This is a genomic window from Parazoarcus communis (assembly GCF_003111665.1).
Classification (GTDB): domain Bacteria; phylum Pseudomonadota; class Gammaproteobacteria; order Burkholderiales; family Rhodocyclaceae; genus Parazoarcus; species Parazoarcus communis_B.
In genome coordinates, this window is the sequence record NZ_CP022188.1 from 941372 (window position 1) to 958511 (window position 17140).

The window sequence follows — 17140 nt, forward strand, 5'->3', positions numbered from 1 at the left end:
CGACCTGAACCTCAATGCTGACGCGGAATCGCCGGTTTTTGCATCATCCTGCTAACGCCTGAATCAGCGTCTTTCGCGGGCCCCGGGCCGGCCTTCACCCAAGTAGCGTCAGTGCTTTCCCCCAAACCCCGCAATACCAATCGCCAGCCGCACCCCCTGATACGCCAGCCAGCTGAGCAGCCGGCGAAAGCGCGGCAGGCTTCGCCAGTCGGCACCTCGCAACTCGCGTGCACCATCCGTCATCGCCGCGTCCAGGCTGGCACGCAGGGTCGCGGCAAAGCCGGTGTCCTCCACCACGACGTTGGCCTCGCGCGCCAGCAGCAGGCTGAAGGCATCGATGTTGCTCGAGCCCACCGTCACCCAGCGACCATCCACCACCGCCACCTTTGCATGCAGCACGCTGCGGTGATATTCAAACAGGCGGATGCCACGCTCCAGAAAGAACGGATACAAGGCCCGCGTCGCATACTGCTGCACCGGATGATCGGCCAGGCCCTGCAGCAGCAGTGTGACCTTCACGCCGCGCGCCGCCGCCTCCACCAGCGCCTGGCGAAAACGCCGCCCCGGGAAGAAATAGGCATTGGCAATCACCACTTCGTCACGCGCGCGCCCGATTGCGTCGAGGTAGGCGTTTTCGATGTCGTGACGGTGGCGAAGATTGTCGCGGATCAGAAATGCCGCGCGAAGATCGCCCGCCACCTCCACCCGCGCCGGTGCCAGCACCGGCACGCGCACCCGCCGCCGGAAGCTCGCCCACGCCAGCATGCGCCACAGACGGTGCACCGAATCGACGATCGGCCCCAGCAGCGGCCCCTCCACCCGCACCGCATAGTCATAGCGCGGCGGCCGGACAGCATCGCCGCTGACATCGTCAACCACGTTGATCCCACCGACAAAAGCCACCCTGCCATCGACCACCACCACCTTGCGGTGCATGCGCCGCAGCCGGTGGCGACGCAGTGAAAGCGCGCGCAGCTCCATGCGGTAAATGAGCACCTTCACGCCGCAGGACACCAGATCGGACATCAGCTCGCGGACGAAAGCCCGACCACCGAATCCGTCGACCAGCAGATGCACCGCCACCCCGCGCGAAGCCGCGCGCACCAGCGCAGCAGCAATACGGCGCCCGGTGTCGTCCGGATCGAAAATGTAGGTCTGAAAGAAGATTTCCCGCCTGGCACCCTCGATCTCATCCTCGAGCGCGGGAAAGTACTGCAGGCCGTTCTCCAGCAGGGCAATTGCATTGCCGCCAACCAGGACGGTCAACGCGCAAACTCCAGATCTGCGGTCAGCGCGGCGTGATCGGAAATCTTCGACCACGGCTCGCCAAAATGCACCAGGGCACGGCTCACGTTGAATCCGCGCACGTAGATGCGGTCGAGGCGGAAAAAGGGCAGCGCACTCGGAAAGCTGCGCGGTGGCCGCCCGCCCTCGCGCCCAAAGGCTTCGACCAGCCCCAGCCGACGTCCCAGCAGATCGTCGGCACGATTGCGCCAGTCATTGAAGTCGCCGGCGATGATCAGTGGCGCACCATCGGGCACAAGCCGCTCCATGCGTTCGGCCAGCGCATCCATCTGCCGCCGCCGGCTACCCGCCATCAGGCCCAGATGCACGCAGACGCAATGCAAGGGCACATCCAGCCCAGGAAGGGAAACCTCGCAATGCAGCAGTCCCCTGCGCTCGAAGCGGTGATCAGAGACGTCCTGATTATCGCTGCTGAGGATGGCGTGACGGCTCAGGATCGCGTTGCCGTGGTGACCGTGGTCGTACACCGCGTTGCCGCCATAAGCGGTCTGGCACCACACATCCTCGGCGAGGAACTCGTGCTGCGGCCTTTGCGGCCAGTCAGCGTGGCGCACCGAATGATTGACGTGCAGCCCCTGCACCTCCTGCAGGAAGACCAGATCGACGTCGAGGCTGCGCAGGCGTTCCCGCAGGTCGTGCACCACCATGCGGCGGTTGAACTGCGAGAAGCCCTTGTGGATGTTGTAGGTGCAGATGCGCAGCGTCATGGTCGCAACGCTCCGGGTTCAGGCCACCGTGATCAGGAAACAGCCAGCATGCGGTCGAGCGCGATCCGTGCCAGCTCGGCCTCGTGCGCGGGCACCTGGATGCGGTTCACCACATTGCCGTCGGCAAGGTTCTCCAGCGTCCATGCCAAGTGCTGCGGATCGATGCGCTGCATGGTCGAGCACATGCATACCGTGGGTGCCATGAACTGCACGCTCTTACCCTGCGGCTTCATCTCCTCGGCAAGGCGATTCACCAGATTGAGCTCGGTGCCCACCAGCCAGCGCGTGTTGGCAGGCGCTGCCGTAATGGTGTTGATGATGTACTCGGTCGAACCCACGTAATCGGACTGCTGGCACACCTCGAGACTGCTTTCCGGATGCGAGATCACCAGTCCGTCCGGATTGGCTGCACGCCAGCGCTCGATGTGGGCCGGCTGGAACATCTGGTGCACCGAGCAATGCCCCTTCCACAGCAGCACCTTGGCCTTGCGGATCTGCTCGTGCGTCAGGCCGCCGTATTCGAGATCGGGGTCCCACACCACCATCTGGTCGAGCGGAATGCCCTTCTTGAATCCGGTCCAGCGCCCCAAGTGCTGGTCAGGGAAGAACAGCACCTTCTCGCGACGCGAAAACGCCCAGTCGAGGATGGTCGGCGCATTGGTCGACGTGCATACGATGCCGCCGTGTTCGCCGCAGAAGGCCTTCAGGTCGGCAGCCGAGTTGATGTAGGTCACCGGCGTGATGTGTTCGTCGGGCTTGTCCAGCACCTCAGTCAGTTCGCGCCAGCAGCGCTCGACCTTGGCCAGACTGGCCATGTCGGCCATCGAACAGCCGGCGGCGAGGTCAGGCAGGATGGCCATCTGGCTGGGCTTGGAGAGAATGTCGGCCACTTCTGCCATGAAGTGCACACCGCAGAACACGATGTAGTCGGCCTCGGTCTGCGAGGCGAGTCGCGCCAGCTTGAGCGAATCACCCGTGAGGTCGGCGTACTGATAAACGTCTGCGCGCTGATAGTGGTGACACAGCAACACCGCCTTGTCGCCGAGGCGGGCGCGTGCTGCACGAATGCGCTCCTGCGCCTCGGCATCCGCGAGCGCGTTGAAGCGGTCAAAACTGATGGTGGCTACTTGCATGAGACAGAACTCGCTTTAGAAATGCCGGGATTTACCGGTCACACAAAAACGGATACCCGGCGCCCGCAGACGCCCGGGGATGAATACGTCAGCCCTGTTGCCAGGGCAGGCCGGCATGGCGCCAGCCCCCGATACGGTTGCGATGTCCGGCGGCATCCCTGTCACCCTCGAACCCTTCGAGTACGTTATAGCAATTGCTGAAACCGCCCGAAATCGCAGCCTTGGCCGCAGCGTCCGATCTGGCGCCGGAACGGCACATGAACAGCACCATGGCCTCGGGGTCGACCTGATGGCGCAGCTGCACGAGAAAATCCGGATTGGGCTTCATCGCCGGGTAGGCAAGCCATTCGATTTCGACTGCGCCCGGCACCCGGCCGACCCAGTCCCATTCGGCACGGGTGCGCACATCGACCAGCTTCGCGCCCGGGGCCAGTTGCCAGACCTGATGTGCCTCAGCGGGCGTCAACGCCCCCTGATAGGGCAAATTCATGTCAGCAGCCCGCTGATGAGCAAGCTCGAGCAAGGCAGAGAGGGTTCCCATGGCAGCATCCGGCTAGAATTCGTCAGACACGCAGTATACATCCCCTCCGGCCATCCACATGCCCACCTCAGAACACACCGTTTCCGCACCGCCGACGGCTGGTGACAGTGCCACCCTTCGCAGCCGCGGCATACAGCGCACCGCCCTGGTCGCCATCGTCACCAATGCCGTGCTTGCGGTCAGTCAGATCATCATCGGCCTGTTTGCGAACGCGTTCAGCCTGGTCGCTGACGCCGCTCATACCTTTTCCGATCTTGTGACCGACCTGCTGGTACTGCTCGCAGGCCGGCACGGCGCGGACCCGGCCGATCACGACCACCCTTACGGCCACGGCCGCATCGAAACCATCACGTCGCTGCTGCTCGGTGCCGTGCTGACCGCCGTGGGCATCGGTTTTCTCCTCAGCTCCGGCGTGCGGCTGCAGAACATGCACGACCTCCCCGCCCTGCATCCGGCCGCACTGGTCGTGGCCGTCATCACCCTCTTCGCCAAGGAAGGCCTGTTTCGCTACACCCTGGCTGCAAGCCGTCGGCTCAAGGCCCCGATACTGGAGGCGAATGCGTGGCACGCGCGCTCGGACGCCGCATCCTCGCTGGTGGTTGCCGTGGGAATCGGTGGCAGCCTGTCTGGCTACCCCTTCCTCGAGCCACTGGCCGCCGCAGTCGTCGGCTTCCTGATCATGCGCATGGGGCTGAAGCTGGGCTGGAAGGCTGTTCGTGAGCTCATCGACACCGGTTTGCCGGAGGAGGAGGTCGCGCGACTGCGCCAGACCATCGTATCGACACCCGGCGTGATCGGCCTGCACGAACTGCGCACACGGCGCATGGCCGACCGCGTGCTGTGCGATGCCCACGTTCAGGTCGATCCCCGCATCACCGTGTCTGAAGGGCATCACATCTCGGACAGCGTCTACATCGCCGTGCGCACCGCACATCCGGAAGTCAAGGATGTCCTGGTGCACATCGACCCCGAAGACGACGATGCCGTGCCGTCCGTACCGCTGGGCACCCTCCCCGAGCGCCGGACCATCGCATCCGACCTGCAAGCCCTGATCGGGACGGACGGGCCGGCACCACGGCGCACTCAGGTGCATTACCTGGGGCAACGCATCGAAGTTGACGCATTTTTTGCCGAAGACGATGCCCCCGCCGCGATGGATGCACTCAAACGGCGCACGGAAACCTGGATGCGCGCACATCCACACTATCGGCGGATCTCGTTCTTTGTTGAGATTGCACCACGTTGAGGCACGCACCCTCTTTGACGCACCTCATTGGTGCATAAAGCAGACCTGTATCGGCAAGAAGGCCTTGTGGCACAATGCTCGCAGGACAGAATTTGGGTGGCACGGATACTGCTAGAATCCGCGACAACGGAAGTCTGGCCGTTATCTGACTGATCTTTTCGAATAACTTGCCTCATCTCACCAGGAGTGAATATGAACGCTCAAGACGTCATGAAAATGATTCAGGAAAATGAAGTCCGCTTCATTGACCTGCGCTTTACCGATACCCGCGGCAAGGAACAACACGTTGGCCTGCCGGTTTCGGCCTTCGAGGAAGATCACTTCGAGCATGGTCACCCGTTCGACGGCTCCTCGATCGCCGGCTGGAAGGGCATTCAGGCTTCCGACATGATCCTGTTGCCGGAACCGAGCTCCGCCTACATCGACCCGTTCTTCGACGAAACGACCCTGGTCCTGACCTGCGACGTCATCGAACCGTCCGACGGCAAGGGCTACGACCGTGACCCGCGCTCGATCGCCAAGCGCGCCGAGGCCTACCTCAAGAGCACCGGCATCGGCGACACCGCCTTCTTTGGCCCGGAACCCGAATTCTTCATCTTCGACGCAGTCGAGTGGTCGGTCGACATGTCCGGCGTCTTCAGCAAGATCATCTCTGAAGAAGCAGCCTGGTCCACCGCTGACAAGTTCGAAGGCGGCAACACCGGTCACCGTCCGCGCGTCAAGGGCGGCTACTTCCCGGTTCCCCCGGTCGACAGCCTCAACGACATTCGCGCTGCAATGTGCCTGGCACTCGAAGCCGCTGGCGTGCCGGTTGAAGTGCATCACCACGAAGTGGCCAACGCCGGCCAGTGCGAAATCGGCACCAAGTTCAGCACCCTGACCAAGCGTGCAGACTGGACCCAGGTTCTGAAGTACATCGTGCACAACGTGTCGCACCAGTACGGCAAGACCGCCACCTTCATGCCCAAGCCCATCGTTGGCGACAACGGCTCCGGCATGCACGTTCACCAGTCGATCTGGAAGGACGGCCAGAACCTGTTCGCAGGCAACGGCTACGCCGGCCTGTCGGAAACCGCGCTGTACTACATCGGCGGCATCATCAAGCACGCTCGCGCGCTGAACGCCATCACCAACCCGGGCACCAACTCGTACAAGCGTCTGGTTCCCCACTACGAAGCGCCGACCAAGCTGGCTTACTCCGCCCGCAACCGTTCCGCCTCGATCCGTATCCCCTACGTCGCCAACCCGAAGGGTCGTCGTATCGAAGCGCGCTTCCCGGATCCCCTGGCCAACCCCTACCTGTGCTTCTCGGCACTGATGATGGCGGGTCTGGACGGCATCCAGAACAAGATCCACCCGGGCGATCCGGCTGACAAGAACCTGTACGATCTGCCGCCGGAAGAAGACGCGCTGATCCCGACCGTGTGCACCAGCCTTGAGCAGGCGCTGGAGTACCTGGACAAGGACCGCGAGTTCCTGACCCGTGGCGGTGTGTTCTCCAACGACTTCATCGATGCCTACATCGCACTGAAGATGGAAGAAGTCGACCGCATGCGCGTGACCACCCACCCGGTGGAATTCGACATGTACTACAGCCTGTAATCCTCCGATTACGACGGCATCGAAAGGGACGGGCATTGCCCGTCCCTTTTTTATCGGGTCTAATCTCCTACAAGGTTGCTTTCCGACCGGTCATGCCTCGCAAACGCTTGTGCAGCCATGATCTCGACAACTTCAAGAGACCCATGCGAACACTGCCGCTGATCCTTGCTCTTTGCATCGCCCCGCTGGCACATGCCCAGGTTTACAAGTGCGTCGACGCCGAGGGCAGAACCACCTACACCAACGATCGCAGCCTTGCCCGCGGATGCAGTCAGCTGGACGGCGACCAGTCGGTCTCCTCCATCCCGGCACCACGGCCATCCACAGCGCAACCTACGCCATCGAGCTTCCCCAAGGTCAGTCCCGATGCGCAGCGCGAGCGCGATGATGCCCGTCGCAAAGTGCTGGAAACCGAACTCGCCACCGAAGAAGCGGCCCTGGCCGAAGCACGCAAGGCGCTGTCCGAGCAGGAGGCCACCCGCCTCGGCAACGAGCGCAACTACCAGAAAGTGCTGGACCGTCTGCAACCGTTCAAGGACAAGGCGGAACTGCACCAGCGCAATGTGGACGCGCTGCGCCGGGAGCTCTCCGGCCTCCGTTAGCAACGGCCTGGCGTGGTTCTTGCGTAATAAATCGCAAACAACCGAAACCACCCATGGCACACCATCCGCATCCTCCGGTCACAGGCCCCTTCGCCGGGCTCGAACTCCTCTCCTCAGCCGTCGTGCTGATCGATGAGAAGCTGATTGTCCGTTACATCAACCCCGGCGCCGAAAACCTTTTTGCCATCAGCCGCCGCAAGCTGATCGGCCTGCCCTTGTCGCGCCTGCTCGGCGAACCTCCGGGACTCGGCACCGCGCTGCAGAACGCATTGCGTACCAGCTGGAGCTACACCGGCCAGGACCTGAAGATTCAGCGCTCCGAAACCGAAGTCATTCATCTCGACTGCACGGTCAGCCCGATCGATGCGACCGGGGTACGCTTGCTGCTGGAGTTTCGCCCGATTGACGCGCAACTGCGCGTTGCGCGCGAGGAGCAGTTGCTGCAGCAGCAGCAGGCCAACCGCGAGCTGATCCGGAACCTTGCGCATGAGATCAAGAACCCGCTGGGGGGCATTCGTGGCTCTGCGCAGTTGCTGGAGCGCGAACTCGCAGACCCGCTCCTGCGCGAATACACCGAAGTGATCATCGCCGAGGCCGATCGCCTGCAGGACCTGATGAATCGCCTGCTGACCTCGCACAGCATGATGCGCCCAGCGCAGCTCAACATTCATGACGTGCTCGAACGCGTGCGCCGCCTCATCCTGGCCGAGTTTCCAGAACTGATCATCCGCCGCGACTACGACACCAGCCTGCCTGAACTGACCGCAGACCGGGAGCAGCTGATCCAGGCCATTCTCAACATCACGCGCAACGCGGCGCAAGCCCTCGAAGGTTGCGGCGAGATCATCCTGCGCACGCGGGTGGCCCGTCAGGTGACGCTTGCCAAGCGTCGCTTCAAACTGGCACTGGAATTGCAAGTGGTGGACAACGGCCCCGGCATCCCGGAAGAGATCAGCGACAAGATCTTCTATCCGCTGGTATCGGGGCGAGACGGCGGGAGCGGCCTGGGCCTGTCACTGGCACAGAGTTTCGTGGAGCAGCACCAGGGCATGATCGATGTGGACAGTCACCCGGGACGCACCTGCTTCACCATTCTGATTCCGATTACCGAGCGGGCCTGAGCATGCGCACAGCCGTCCGCACCAAAAAAGTGCATACACCATGAATACTGTCTGGATCATCGATGACGACCGCTCCATCCGCTGGGTTCTGGAGAAGGCGCTCAGCCGCGAGGAGATCAACCACCGCAGCTTCGCGTCCGCGAATGAGGCGCTGGAAGAGCTCGAATCATCCAGCCAGCCGCCCAACGTCATGCTGTCCGATATCCGCATGCCTGGCGAATCGGGCCTGACCCTGCTGCAGCGGGTGAAGACCCGCTTCCCTCAGGTTCCGGTGATCATCATGACTGCGTACTCTGACCTCGAAAGCGCCGTATCGGCATTTCAGGGCGGCGCTTTCGAATACCTCCCCAAGCCCTTCGACGTCGACCAGGCTGTTGCGCTCGTCCGCCGTGCGCTGGAGCAGAGTCCGCACCAGGAGGGTGCAGAAGAGGAAACCACCGTTGCGCCGGAGATCCTGGGCCAGGCGCCTTCGATGCAGGAAGTCTTCCGGGCCATCGGCCGCTTGTCCCAGTCCCATGCGACCGTGATGATCAATGGTGAGTCCGGCACCGGCAAGGAGCTCGTTGCCCGCGCGCTGCATCGCCACAGCCCGCGGCGGGATGCGCCCTTCATCGCGATCAACACGGCAGCCATTCCGCGCGACCTGCTCGAATCCGAGCTGTTCGGCCATGAGCGCGGCGCCTTCACCGGTGCCGCCACGCAGCGTCGCGGCCGTTTCGAACAGGCCGCCGACGGCACGCTCTTCCTCGACGAGATCGGCGACATGCCGCCCGAGCTCCAGACCCGCCTGCTGCGGGTGCTGTCGGACGGAAACTTCTACCGCGTCGGCGGCCATCAGCCCATCCGCGCCAATGTGCGCGTGATCGCGGCTACCCACCAGGACCTGGAAGAGCGCGTGCGCCAGGGGCTGTTCCGGGAAGACCTGTTCCACCGCCTCAATGTGATCCGCCTGCGTCTGCCGCCCTTGCGCGAACGGCGCGAGGATGTCCCGATCCTGGTTCGTCACTTCCTGCTTCGCAGCGCGCAGGAACTGAGCGTCGAGAGCAAGCGCATTTCGGATGCAGCACAGAAGTACCTTCAGGCCATGCCTTTCCCCGGCAACGTGCGCCAGCTTGAGAATCTGTGTCACTGGCTGACCGTGATGGCCCCCGGCCAGGTCATCGAAGTGGCAGACCTGCCGCCGGAGATGCGTGATCAGCCGATGCGGGAGTCGCCGGTCAACTGGGTCGACGGTCTCGGCCTGGAGGCCGACCGCCTGATCTCGACCGCACCTGGCGAAGTGTTCGATCGACTGACCAAGGAGTTCGAGCGCACCCTCATCCGGCGCGCGCTGACGGCCACCGGCGGACGCCGTATCGAGGCCGCACAGTTGCTCGGCATCGGGCGCAATACCATCACCCGCAAGATTCAGGAACTGGGCATGGATGACGATCGTTCGCCGCCCAGCGACAGCGATCACGAGAGCTGATCTGACGCAGAAGAGGCGAAGGCCTCGTAGATGACCGCCAGATGAAGGATAATCCCGGGCCAAATGCCACCCGGGACGGTCCGCTTGAGCTCTCTCCCTGACAATACCGCGCCAGACGTGTCAGCCGTTGCTGCTGCGCTGGGTTCGCTCGCGCACGATTTCAGCGTGCGCTGGCTGGAGACCTGCGTCTCGACCAACACCGAGCTGATGACGCACACTCCGGCGGACGACGGGCGGATTCACGTGCTGGCCACCAGCGCGCAGACCGGCGGCCGCGGCAGACGTGGCCGGCAGTGGCTCTCGTGGCCCGGACACAGCCTGACCTTTTCCTCCCTGTGGCGCTTCACGCCGGGCGCCCCCGTGCCGGCCGGGCTGTCGCTCGTGGTCGGCCTGGCGCTCGCGCTTACCTTCGAGAAGCTTGGGGTCGAGGGCGTGCAGTTGAAGTGGCCAAATGATGTCCTCGTCCACGGACACAAGCTGGCAGGCGTACTCGTCGAGCTGATTCCCGGTCGCGGCCGCACGATGGCTGCCGTGGTCGGCATTGGCATCAATATCGGACTGCCAGCCGGCGTACACATCCCGGAGCAGGCCGGCGTCAGCGATCTCACCCACGAGCTGGGGCATGCGCCCAGCCGCGAGGCCCTGCTTGGCCTGGTCCTCGCCGAACTCCACGGCCTGTTCCAGACTTACGCCGTCGCAGGCTTCGATGCCCTGCGCGGCGCCTGGCAACAACACAACGCCTTTGCCAGCCTGCCGGTCAGGATCAGTGGCGAAGGCAAGGACATCGTCGGCACCTGTGTCGGCGTGGACGAAGACGGCGCACTGCTGATCCAGGGCGACAGCGGCCTGGTGCGCATCCTGTCGGGCGAAGTCTCACTGAGGCCAAACACATGATCCTGCTGATCGATGCCGGCAACACCCGGATCAAATGGCGCCTGCAAGGCACGCCGAAGCCCGTCGAGGGCGCCTGCGAGCACGATCAGCTCGAGGTTCTCGATGCCGTCCTGGCGGAGACCCCTGGCATCCGTCGCATGATCGGTGCCAACGTGGCCGGCCCCGGCGTAGGCGGACAGATCGGCACGCTCGCGGCGCTGCGCGGCATGACCCCGGAATGGATCACCCCGGACGCCGAACGCTGCGGCGTGCGCAATCTCTACCGCCAGCCCGCGCAGCTCGGTGCCGACCGCTGGGCCGCATTGATCGGTGCGCGTTCGCAGCACCCCCATGCCTGCCTCGTGGTGATGGCAGGCACAGCGACCACCATCGATCTGCTCGATGCCGCGGGCGATTTTCTCGGCGGGCTGATCCTGCCCGGTGTCGAGCTGATGCAGCGCGCACTGGCCTCGAACACTGCGCAGTTGCCGCTGCTGACCGGCCAATACAGCCCCACGCCGCGCAGCACGGCGGACGCCATCCTCTCCGGCTGCCTGCAGGCACAGGCCGGCGCGGTGGAGCGGATGTTCCGCCAGATCGAATCGTCTGCAGGCGCGTGCTGCCTGCTCGGCGGTGGTGCGGCAGACGCATTTTCCAGCCTGCTGTCCCTGCCCGTGCAGCGGGTCGACAATCTCGTTCTCGACGGCCTCGCCCGCATCGCCCAGGATGCATGAAACGCGGTGGGAGTGGGGTCAGCGCCCTGTGCCCGCCACAGCCTTTTCCGACTTATTCACCTTGCCCCTGATCGGGTAAGCTTCAGGCATGACAACCTTGCGTTTTCTGTTCATCCTGCTGGTCATTCTCAATGCGCTGGCTTTCGGTGCACTCAAGGGCTGGTTCGGCTTTGCGGCGCCTGCCGGCGAACCCGAGCGCATCACCAATCAGCTTCATCCCGACCGCATCAAACTGCTGGCGCCGACATCGACGCGCGACAACAACGCCGCAATCGAGCCGCACCCAGCGCCCGAACCTACCACCCTGCCCGACGAGGTCGCGCCGCAGCAGGAGCCTGTCCCCACCGCAGCAGCAGTGCTCATCTGCCAGGCATGGTCTGGCCTCAATGCCTCCGATGCCGACCGGCTGAGCGCGCGCCTGACTGCATCGGGAATGACGCCCAGACAGCGCAGCACGGAAGTCCCTACATCATGGTGGGTGCGCATTCCCCCCCAACCCAATCGTGATGCGGCGGAGCGGCAGGTCAGGGCATTGCGCGCCAAAGGTATCGACGACCTCTTCATCGTCCAGGAAGCAGGCCCCAATCAGTATGCGATTTCGCTGGGTCTGTTCAAGACCGAGGCCTCGTCCAACGTGCATCTGTCCCAACTGCGGGCAAAAGGCGTTCGCGGCGCGGGCATCGCGACGCGCTCGACGGTCGAGTACCGGATCGAGGTCGATGGCGACGAAGCGCAACTGGCATCGATTGCCGACGATGAAGCCCTGGCACGGCACCGCACGGGCTGTCTGCCATGAGCACGGCACGCCCCCCGGTCGTCATCGGTCTGACGGGCGGCATCGGCAGCGGCAAGAGCGCTGCGGCCTCACGTTTTGCCTCGCACGGCATTGTCGTGGTGGACACCGACCTGATCGCGCATGCATTGACCGGCCCCGATGGTGAGGCCATTGCCCGCATTGCCGAGGTCTTCGGGGCCGAGATGATCGCGCCCGACCGTCGCCTCGATCGCACCCGCATGCGCAGCCTGGTATTCGCTGAACCTGCAGCCCGCAAGCGTCTCGAGCACATCCTGCACCCGATGATCCGCGCTGAAAGCGAACGCCAGTGCGCAAGTGCATCCAGCCCTTATGTGATCCTCGCCGTACCACTGCTGATCGAGTCCGGAACTTACCGCGAACGATGTAGCCGGGTGTGCGTCGTGGATTGCCCGGAAAGCGTGCAGATCGAGCGCGTCCGCGCGCGCAGCGGACTGGGCGAGGACGAAGTGCGCGCCATCATGGCCACCCAGGCCAAGCGCGCTGCAAGGCTTGCCGCAGCCGACGACGTGATCGACAACAGTGGTACGCTTAAAGCGCTAGATACGCAGGTCGACGCATTGCACGCGTCCTATCTGGCGCTTGCTCGCTGAATCCGAAAAGCGCGGTTGCCAGCCTTTGGCCGAAGCGTCCGTAACCCCTGTGCTATCATCGTCCGCTAACCCGGTACTTCCACCAGCCTTCGGAACGTGTGCGTGATCAGCTACGAATATCCTCTCAATGAGCGTATCCGCACTCTGCTGCGCCTCGAGGACCTGTTTCGCAAGCATGCCCATTTTTGCAGCAGCGATGCGCCGCTCGACAACCACGCCGGCCTGCTGAGCCTGTTCGAGATTCTCGAAGTGGCCGGCCGGGCCGACCTCAAGGTCGACCTCGTCCAGGAACTCGAACGCCAGCGCCAGATTCTGATCTCCTTCCGCAACAACCCGGAGATCTCGGAAGAAGCCCTGTCGGGTGCGCTCTACGAAATCGAGCAGGCCTCATCCGGGTTGCTCGCGATGGCGGGCAAGATCGGCCAGTACCTGCGCGAAAACGAATGGCTGATGGGAATCCGCAGCCGTGCGGCGATTCCCGGTGGCGTATGCCAGTTCGACCTGCCCTCCTACCACTTCTGGCTCAGCCGCGAGGCCGACGCGCGTCGGCGCGACCTCGACACCTGGGCGCGGCCGATGGCACCGATACGCAGCGGCTTGGAAATCGTCCTGCGCCTGCTGCGCAGCAGCGGTCGTCCGGAAGAGCTGCAGGCCAAGGCAGGCACGTTTCAGATGACGATGGCGGGGCGTACGGCCCAGATGCTGCGCATTCGCATTCCGCGCTCGGAGCCGGTCATCCCCGAGATCAGCGCCAACAAGTACGCGCTCAACATCCGCTTCATGCTGCCCGAAACCGTCGTCCGGCCACGGGTTGCCGAGCGCGACATCCCCTTTGAACTGACCTTCTGCAGCCTGTGAACAAACCCGACTCAGCACCCCGCATGGTCCGCTGTCCGCAGTGCGGAAAGATGACCGAATGGCGCACCGAAAACCGGTTCCGCCCCTTCTGCTCGGAACGCTGCAAACAGCTCGACCTCGGCGCATGGGCGTCGGAAAGCTATCGCGTCCCGACCTCCCCGCCGGACGCCGGCGAAGACACGCAGTCCTAGTCGCGGCGCGGCGTGCGCCAGCAGGACCGGATCGCCGCCACACCATGTGCCCCGGCAAGACGGGCATCCGTCATGTCGGCGTCGTCCAGCCCGCCCAGGGCGAACACCGGCATCGGCAGGTCTGCACGCAGCGCGGCAAATGCATCCCACCCCAAGCCAGGCTGCCCGGGATGGCTGAGCGTTTCCTTCACCGGCCCCAGCAGCACGTAGTCGAGCTCCAGCGCCGCGGCCCGCTCAAGCTCCTCGCGGCTGTGACATGAGGCCCCAACCCACTCGAACGCCGGTCGCTGCGTCAGTTCCGCGAGCCGGCGGGCGGGCAGATGCAGCCCGTCCGCACCCGACTCTTCAGCCAGGGCCTCGTCATCATTGATCACCACCAGTGCGCCGACCGCATGGGCGCGACGCACGACCTCTGTTGCAAACGCCCGCCGCTCGCGCGCGTCCAGCCCCGCTTCGCGCACCTGCACCATCCCGAGCCCCTGCACCAGCGCCTGATCCAGCGCATCGAGCTGGGCGCCAACGCCCATCGCTGCAGCACAGGTGATTCCCATCCTGCGTGGCAGACGCAGCGCCTTCAGGATCGGACCGTTCGCGGGCAGCATCGGCGAACGGTCGACATGCCCCGGTCGCACCCAGGCCAGGGCGCTGTGCACATGATCGTTTACTGCGCCCTGCCACTGCGGCACTTCAAAGAAGTGCAGCCGCACATGCGCGTGCTCATAGGCGTGCTCCCTGACCAGCCACGGATAGAGGCGCTCGACACGGATACCGAGTTCCTCATCGAGCTCTCGCTTCAGCGCATCCGCCGGCGATTCGCCCGCCTCGACCTTGCCACCGGGAAACTCCCAGTAACCCGGATAGAAGGTTCCGGGCGCACGCTGTCCGATGAGGAAACTGCCATCGTCACGCGTAATGACGCCGGCCGCCACGTTGACCACCTTCCTCGACATCACTCAGTCCTCCAGCTGGCCCGCGTAATCCCGGGCAAACTGCCAGGCCACCCGACCCGATCGCGAACCGCGCATCAAGGCCCACTGCAGCGCCTCCTGGCGGGCAGCGGCCAGCTTGCGCTTGGGAACACCAAAGACGCGGAGCCAGTGCGCAACGATGTCGAGATATTCATCCTGAGCGAAGGGATAAAAGGAGATCCAGAGGCCGAAGCGCTCGGACAGCGACACTTTCTCCTCCACCGCCTCACCGGGGTGAACCTCGCCGTCCACATGCCGCGCCTGAAGGTTCTCGTCGTGATACTCGGGCATCAGGTGGCGACGGTTGGATGTCGCGTACAGCAGCACATTATCGGCCACTGCAGAAACGGAACCGTCGAGCACGCTCTTGAGCGCTTTGTACGCCCCTTCCCCTTCTTCGAACGAAAGGTCGTCGCAGAACACGATGAAACGCTCGGGACGACCGGCCAGCATCTCCATGATCTCGGGCAGATCCGTCAGATCGGCCTTGTCCACCTCGACGACGCGCAGTCCCTGGTCGCCGTACTCGTTGAGCAATGCCTTGATCAGCGAGGACTTGCCGGTGCCACGCGCGCCGGTCAGAAGCACGTTGTTGGCGCGCTTACCGGCGAGAAACTGTCGCGTATTGCGATCGATGCGCGCTTTCTGATCATCGATGTCCTGCAGATCCTTCAGACGAATCCCGTGCGGCACGCCCACGGCCTGCAAACTCCCGCGCCCATGACGCCGCCGCCACAGGAAGGCGTGCGCCGCGCTCCAGTCGGGTGGCGCTGCCGGTCCCGGCAGAATGCCCTCCAGCCGCTCAAGCACCCGCTCCGCCCTGCAGATGAGGGCACTCAGTTCATTCATTTCCATCGTCTTCGTCCATTCTGTTCTTGCGGCGCGGCAAGGTCGCCCACACGATGATCAGTAACAACAACAGGGCAAGCCCCGCTTCAAGGAAAATGACCCACATCCCATGCCTCTGTGCGTTACAGCCCGGTTACCGGATTCGGAAGCTGACCCCGGTATACTGCGGGGCCGGATGCCCCGAGTTTAACCGATCCCCATCATGAGCCAGGCCCATCACCGCCTTCCGCGACACCTCGCAACCGCCACGCTTGCAGCCCTTCTTGCCGCCTGCGCGACACCGCCACAACCGGCACCGACACCGGTAACGGAAGCGAAACCGCAGGCCTGTGTGCGGACACAGGCCTGTCCGGCCTGCCCTGCATGCCCGCCCCCCGGCGCAACTGCCCCGACGCCCGCCCCGAGTCCGGCGCCCGCTCCCGTGCCCCCACAAGCGCCGCCCGCAGGCCAGACCGGCGCGATGAGCATGGCGACCTGGGCGCAACTCCCCGGCTGGGCCGAAGACGATCACGCCGCCGCGTGGCCAGCCTTCCGCGAGTCCTGCGGGACGCTCTCCCGCCGCAATGACTGGAAGGCCGTCTGTGCGCTTGGCGCACGACTGCCCGCCAGTCCCTCAACCAATCAGGTCAAGGCTTTCTTTGAACAGCACTTCACCCCATGGCGTTCGCAGAACGCCGACGGCTCCGACACCGGACTGGTAACCGGCTACTACGAACCCCTTATCAAGGGCAGTCGGGTCCGTTCAGCGCAGAGCCGGTGGCCGATCCACGCCCCACCCGACGACATGCTGACCATCGATCTCGCCAGCGTCTACCCGGAGCTCAAATCGCTGCGCCTGCGCGGCCGGCTCGTCGGCAACAAGGTCGTGCCGTACTGGACGCGCGCCGAACTGGAGCAGCGCCAGGAGCTCCTTGCCCCGAAGATTCTGCTGTGGGCAGACGATCCGATCGACCTGTTCTTCCTGCAGGTGCAGGGCTCTGGCCGCGTCGAGCTTCCCGACGGCAGCCGGCTCCGCATCGGTTACGCGGATCAGAACGGACACCCGTATCAATCCATCGGTCGCTGGCTCGTCAGTCAGGGCGAACTGTCGCTCGACAAGGCCTCGATGGAAGGCATCCGGCAGTGGGCGCGGGACAATCCCGCCCGCCTCGGCGAGTTGCTCAACAGCAACCCGAGCTATGTCTTCTTCCGCGAACTTCCCGCCAGCACCAGCGGCCCAATCGGCGCCCTCGGGGTCCCTATCACGGAGGAGCGGAGCATCGCCATCGACCCCGCCTACATTCCCCTGGGGGCACCTGTCTTCCTCGCTACCACATGGCCGTACAGCAACCGCACGCTGAACCGGCTCGTGCTGGCACAGGACACTGGCAGTGCGATCAAGGGGCCGGTACGGGCGGACTACTTCTGGGGTTTTGGTGCGCAGGCCGGCACACAGGCCGGAAAGATGCGGCAGAACGGCCGGATCTGGGTATTGCTCCCGAACGGGGTGAAACCAGCGAATGCGCTGGGTAAAGGCTGATTACGGCAGGGGGCGG

18 protein-coding genes are annotated in these 17140 nt (G+C 64.2%); 12 read left to right on the forward strand and 6 right to left on the reverse strand.

Translation table 11 applies throughout. The annotated features are described in order from the left end of the window. Window positions 1-108 precede the first annotated feature (108 nt). The 4 genes from clsB to CEW87_RS04390 form a co-directional block, all read right to left on the reverse strand. Complete coding sequence (gene clsB / locus CEW87_RS04375; RefSeq protein WP_108971622.1) at window positions 109-1266, reverse strand: cardiolipin synthase ClsB; 1158 nt, start codon at window positions 1264-1266, stop codon at window positions 109-111. Next, window positions 1263-2012, reverse strand: coding sequence for an endonuclease/exonuclease/phosphatase family protein (locus CEW87_RS04380; RefSeq protein WP_108971623.1), 750 nt, complete (start codon window positions 2010-2012; stop codon window positions 1263-1265). The genes clsB and CEW87_RS04380 overlap by 4 nt, the downstream gene beginning before the upstream one ends. Window positions 2013-2044: 32 nt before the next feature. Beyond that, on the reverse strand, window positions 2045-3145 hold the full coding sequence (nadA, locus tag CEW87_RS04385; protein ID WP_108971624.1) for a quinolinate synthase NadA: 1101 nt from the start codon (window positions 3143-3145) through the stop codon (window positions 2045-2047). A gap of 88 nt (window positions 3146-3233) precedes the next feature. After that, window positions 3234-3686: a rhodanese-like domain-containing protein gene (locus CEW87_RS04390; RefSeq protein ID WP_108971625.1), complete on the reverse strand. Its 453-nt coding sequence runs from the start codon at window positions 3684-3686 to the stop codon at window positions 3234-3236. 58 nt (window positions 3687-3744) lie between these two features. Here CEW87_RS04390 and CEW87_RS04395 point away from each other — a divergent pair, with 58 nt between their 5' ends. From CEW87_RS04395 to CEW87_RS04445, 11 genes are all read left to right on the forward strand, one after another. Then, window positions 3745-4932, forward strand: coding sequence for a cation diffusion facilitator family transporter (locus CEW87_RS04395; protein ID WP_108971626.1), 1188 nt, complete (start codon window positions 3745-3747; stop codon window positions 4930-4932). A gap of 192 nt (window positions 4933-5124) precedes the next feature. After that, window positions 5125-6534: a type I glutamate--ammonia ligase gene (gene glnA / locus CEW87_RS04400; RefSeq protein WP_108971627.1), complete on the forward strand. Its 1410-nt coding sequence runs from the start codon at window positions 5125-5127 to the stop codon at window positions 6532-6534. Window positions 6535-6626: 92 nt separating this feature from the next. After that, window positions 6627-7136, forward strand: a complete 510-nt coding sequence (locus CEW87_RS04405; RefSeq protein WP_420094129.1) for a DUF4124 domain-containing protein — start codon at window positions 6627-6629, stop codon at window positions 7134-7136. 53 nt (window positions 7137-7189) lie between these two features. Then, window positions 7190-8257 carry a nitrogen regulation protein NR(II) gene (gene glnL / locus CEW87_RS04410; protein WP_108971629.1) on the forward strand — a complete coding sequence of 356 codons (1068 nt, stop codon included), beginning with the start codon at window positions 7190-7192 and terminating at the stop codon, window positions 8255-8257. Window positions 8258-8297: 40 nt separating this feature from the next. After that, a complete protein-coding gene (ntrC, locus tag CEW87_RS04415) occupies window positions 8298-9725 on the forward strand; it encodes a nitrogen regulation protein NR(I) (RefSeq protein ID WP_108971630.1) in 1428 nt (475 codons plus the stop codon). 63 nt (window positions 9726-9788) lie between these two features. Further along, entirely contained in the window at window positions 9789-10619 is an 831-nt protein-coding gene (locus CEW87_RS04420; RefSeq protein WP_108971631.1) for a biotin--[acetyl-CoA-carboxylase] ligase, read from the forward strand. Beyond that, the gene (locus tag CEW87_RS04425) at window positions 10616-11332 is read left to right on the forward strand and encodes a type III pantothenate kinase (protein ID WP_108971632.1); all 717 of its coding nucleotides are present in this window, start codon (window positions 10616-10618) and stop codon (window positions 11330-11332) included. The genes CEW87_RS04420 and CEW87_RS04425 overlap by 4 nt, the downstream gene beginning before the upstream one ends. A gap of 88 nt (window positions 11333-11420) precedes the next feature. Further along, window positions 11421-12128: an SPOR domain-containing protein gene (locus CEW87_RS04430; protein ID WP_108971633.1), complete on the forward strand. Its 708-nt coding sequence runs from the start codon at window positions 11421-11423 to the stop codon at window positions 12126-12128. After that, window positions 12125-12739 (forward strand): dephospho-CoA kinase, encoded by a 615-nt coding sequence (coaE, locus tag CEW87_RS04435; protein ID WP_108971634.1) that lies wholly within the window; start codon window positions 12125-12127, stop codon window positions 12737-12739. Before CEW87_RS04430 ends, coaE begins: the two co-directional genes overlap by 4 nt. A gap of 102 nt (window positions 12740-12841) precedes the next feature. Next, complete coding sequence (gene zapD / locus CEW87_RS04440; protein ID WP_108971635.1) at window positions 12842-13597, forward strand: cell division protein ZapD; 756 nt, start codon at window positions 12842-12844, stop codon at window positions 13595-13597. A 23-nt stretch (window positions 13598-13620) separates the two neighbouring features. Beyond that, complete coding sequence (locus tag CEW87_RS04445; protein WP_108971636.1) at window positions 13621-13788, forward strand: DNA gyrase inhibitor YacG; 168 nt, start codon at window positions 13621-13623, stop codon at window positions 13786-13788. On the opposite strand, the gene CEW87_RS04450 is transcribed toward CEW87_RS04445, so the two are convergent. Next, window positions 13785-14738, reverse strand: coding sequence for a Nudix family hydrolase (locus CEW87_RS04450; protein ID WP_108971637.1), 954 nt, complete (start codon window positions 14736-14738; stop codon window positions 13785-13787). The two genes, CEW87_RS04445 and CEW87_RS04450, sit on opposite strands and share 4 nt — an antisense overlap. A 3-nt stretch (window positions 14739-14741) precedes the next feature. Then, window positions 14742-15605 carry an ATP-binding protein gene (locus CEW87_RS04455; protein ID WP_108949747.1) on the reverse strand — a complete coding sequence of 288 codons (864 nt, stop codon included), beginning with the start codon at window positions 15603-15605 and terminating at the stop codon, window positions 14742-14744. A 421-nt stretch (window positions 15606-16026) separates the two neighbouring features. Between CEW87_RS04455 and CEW87_RS04460 the strand changes: the two genes are divergently transcribed. Next, window positions 16027-17124, forward strand: a complete 1098-nt coding sequence (locus tag CEW87_RS04460) for a murein transglycosylase A (protein WP_234421665.1) — start codon at window positions 16027-16029, stop codon at window positions 17122-17124. Window positions 17125-17140 lie beyond the last annotated feature (16 nt).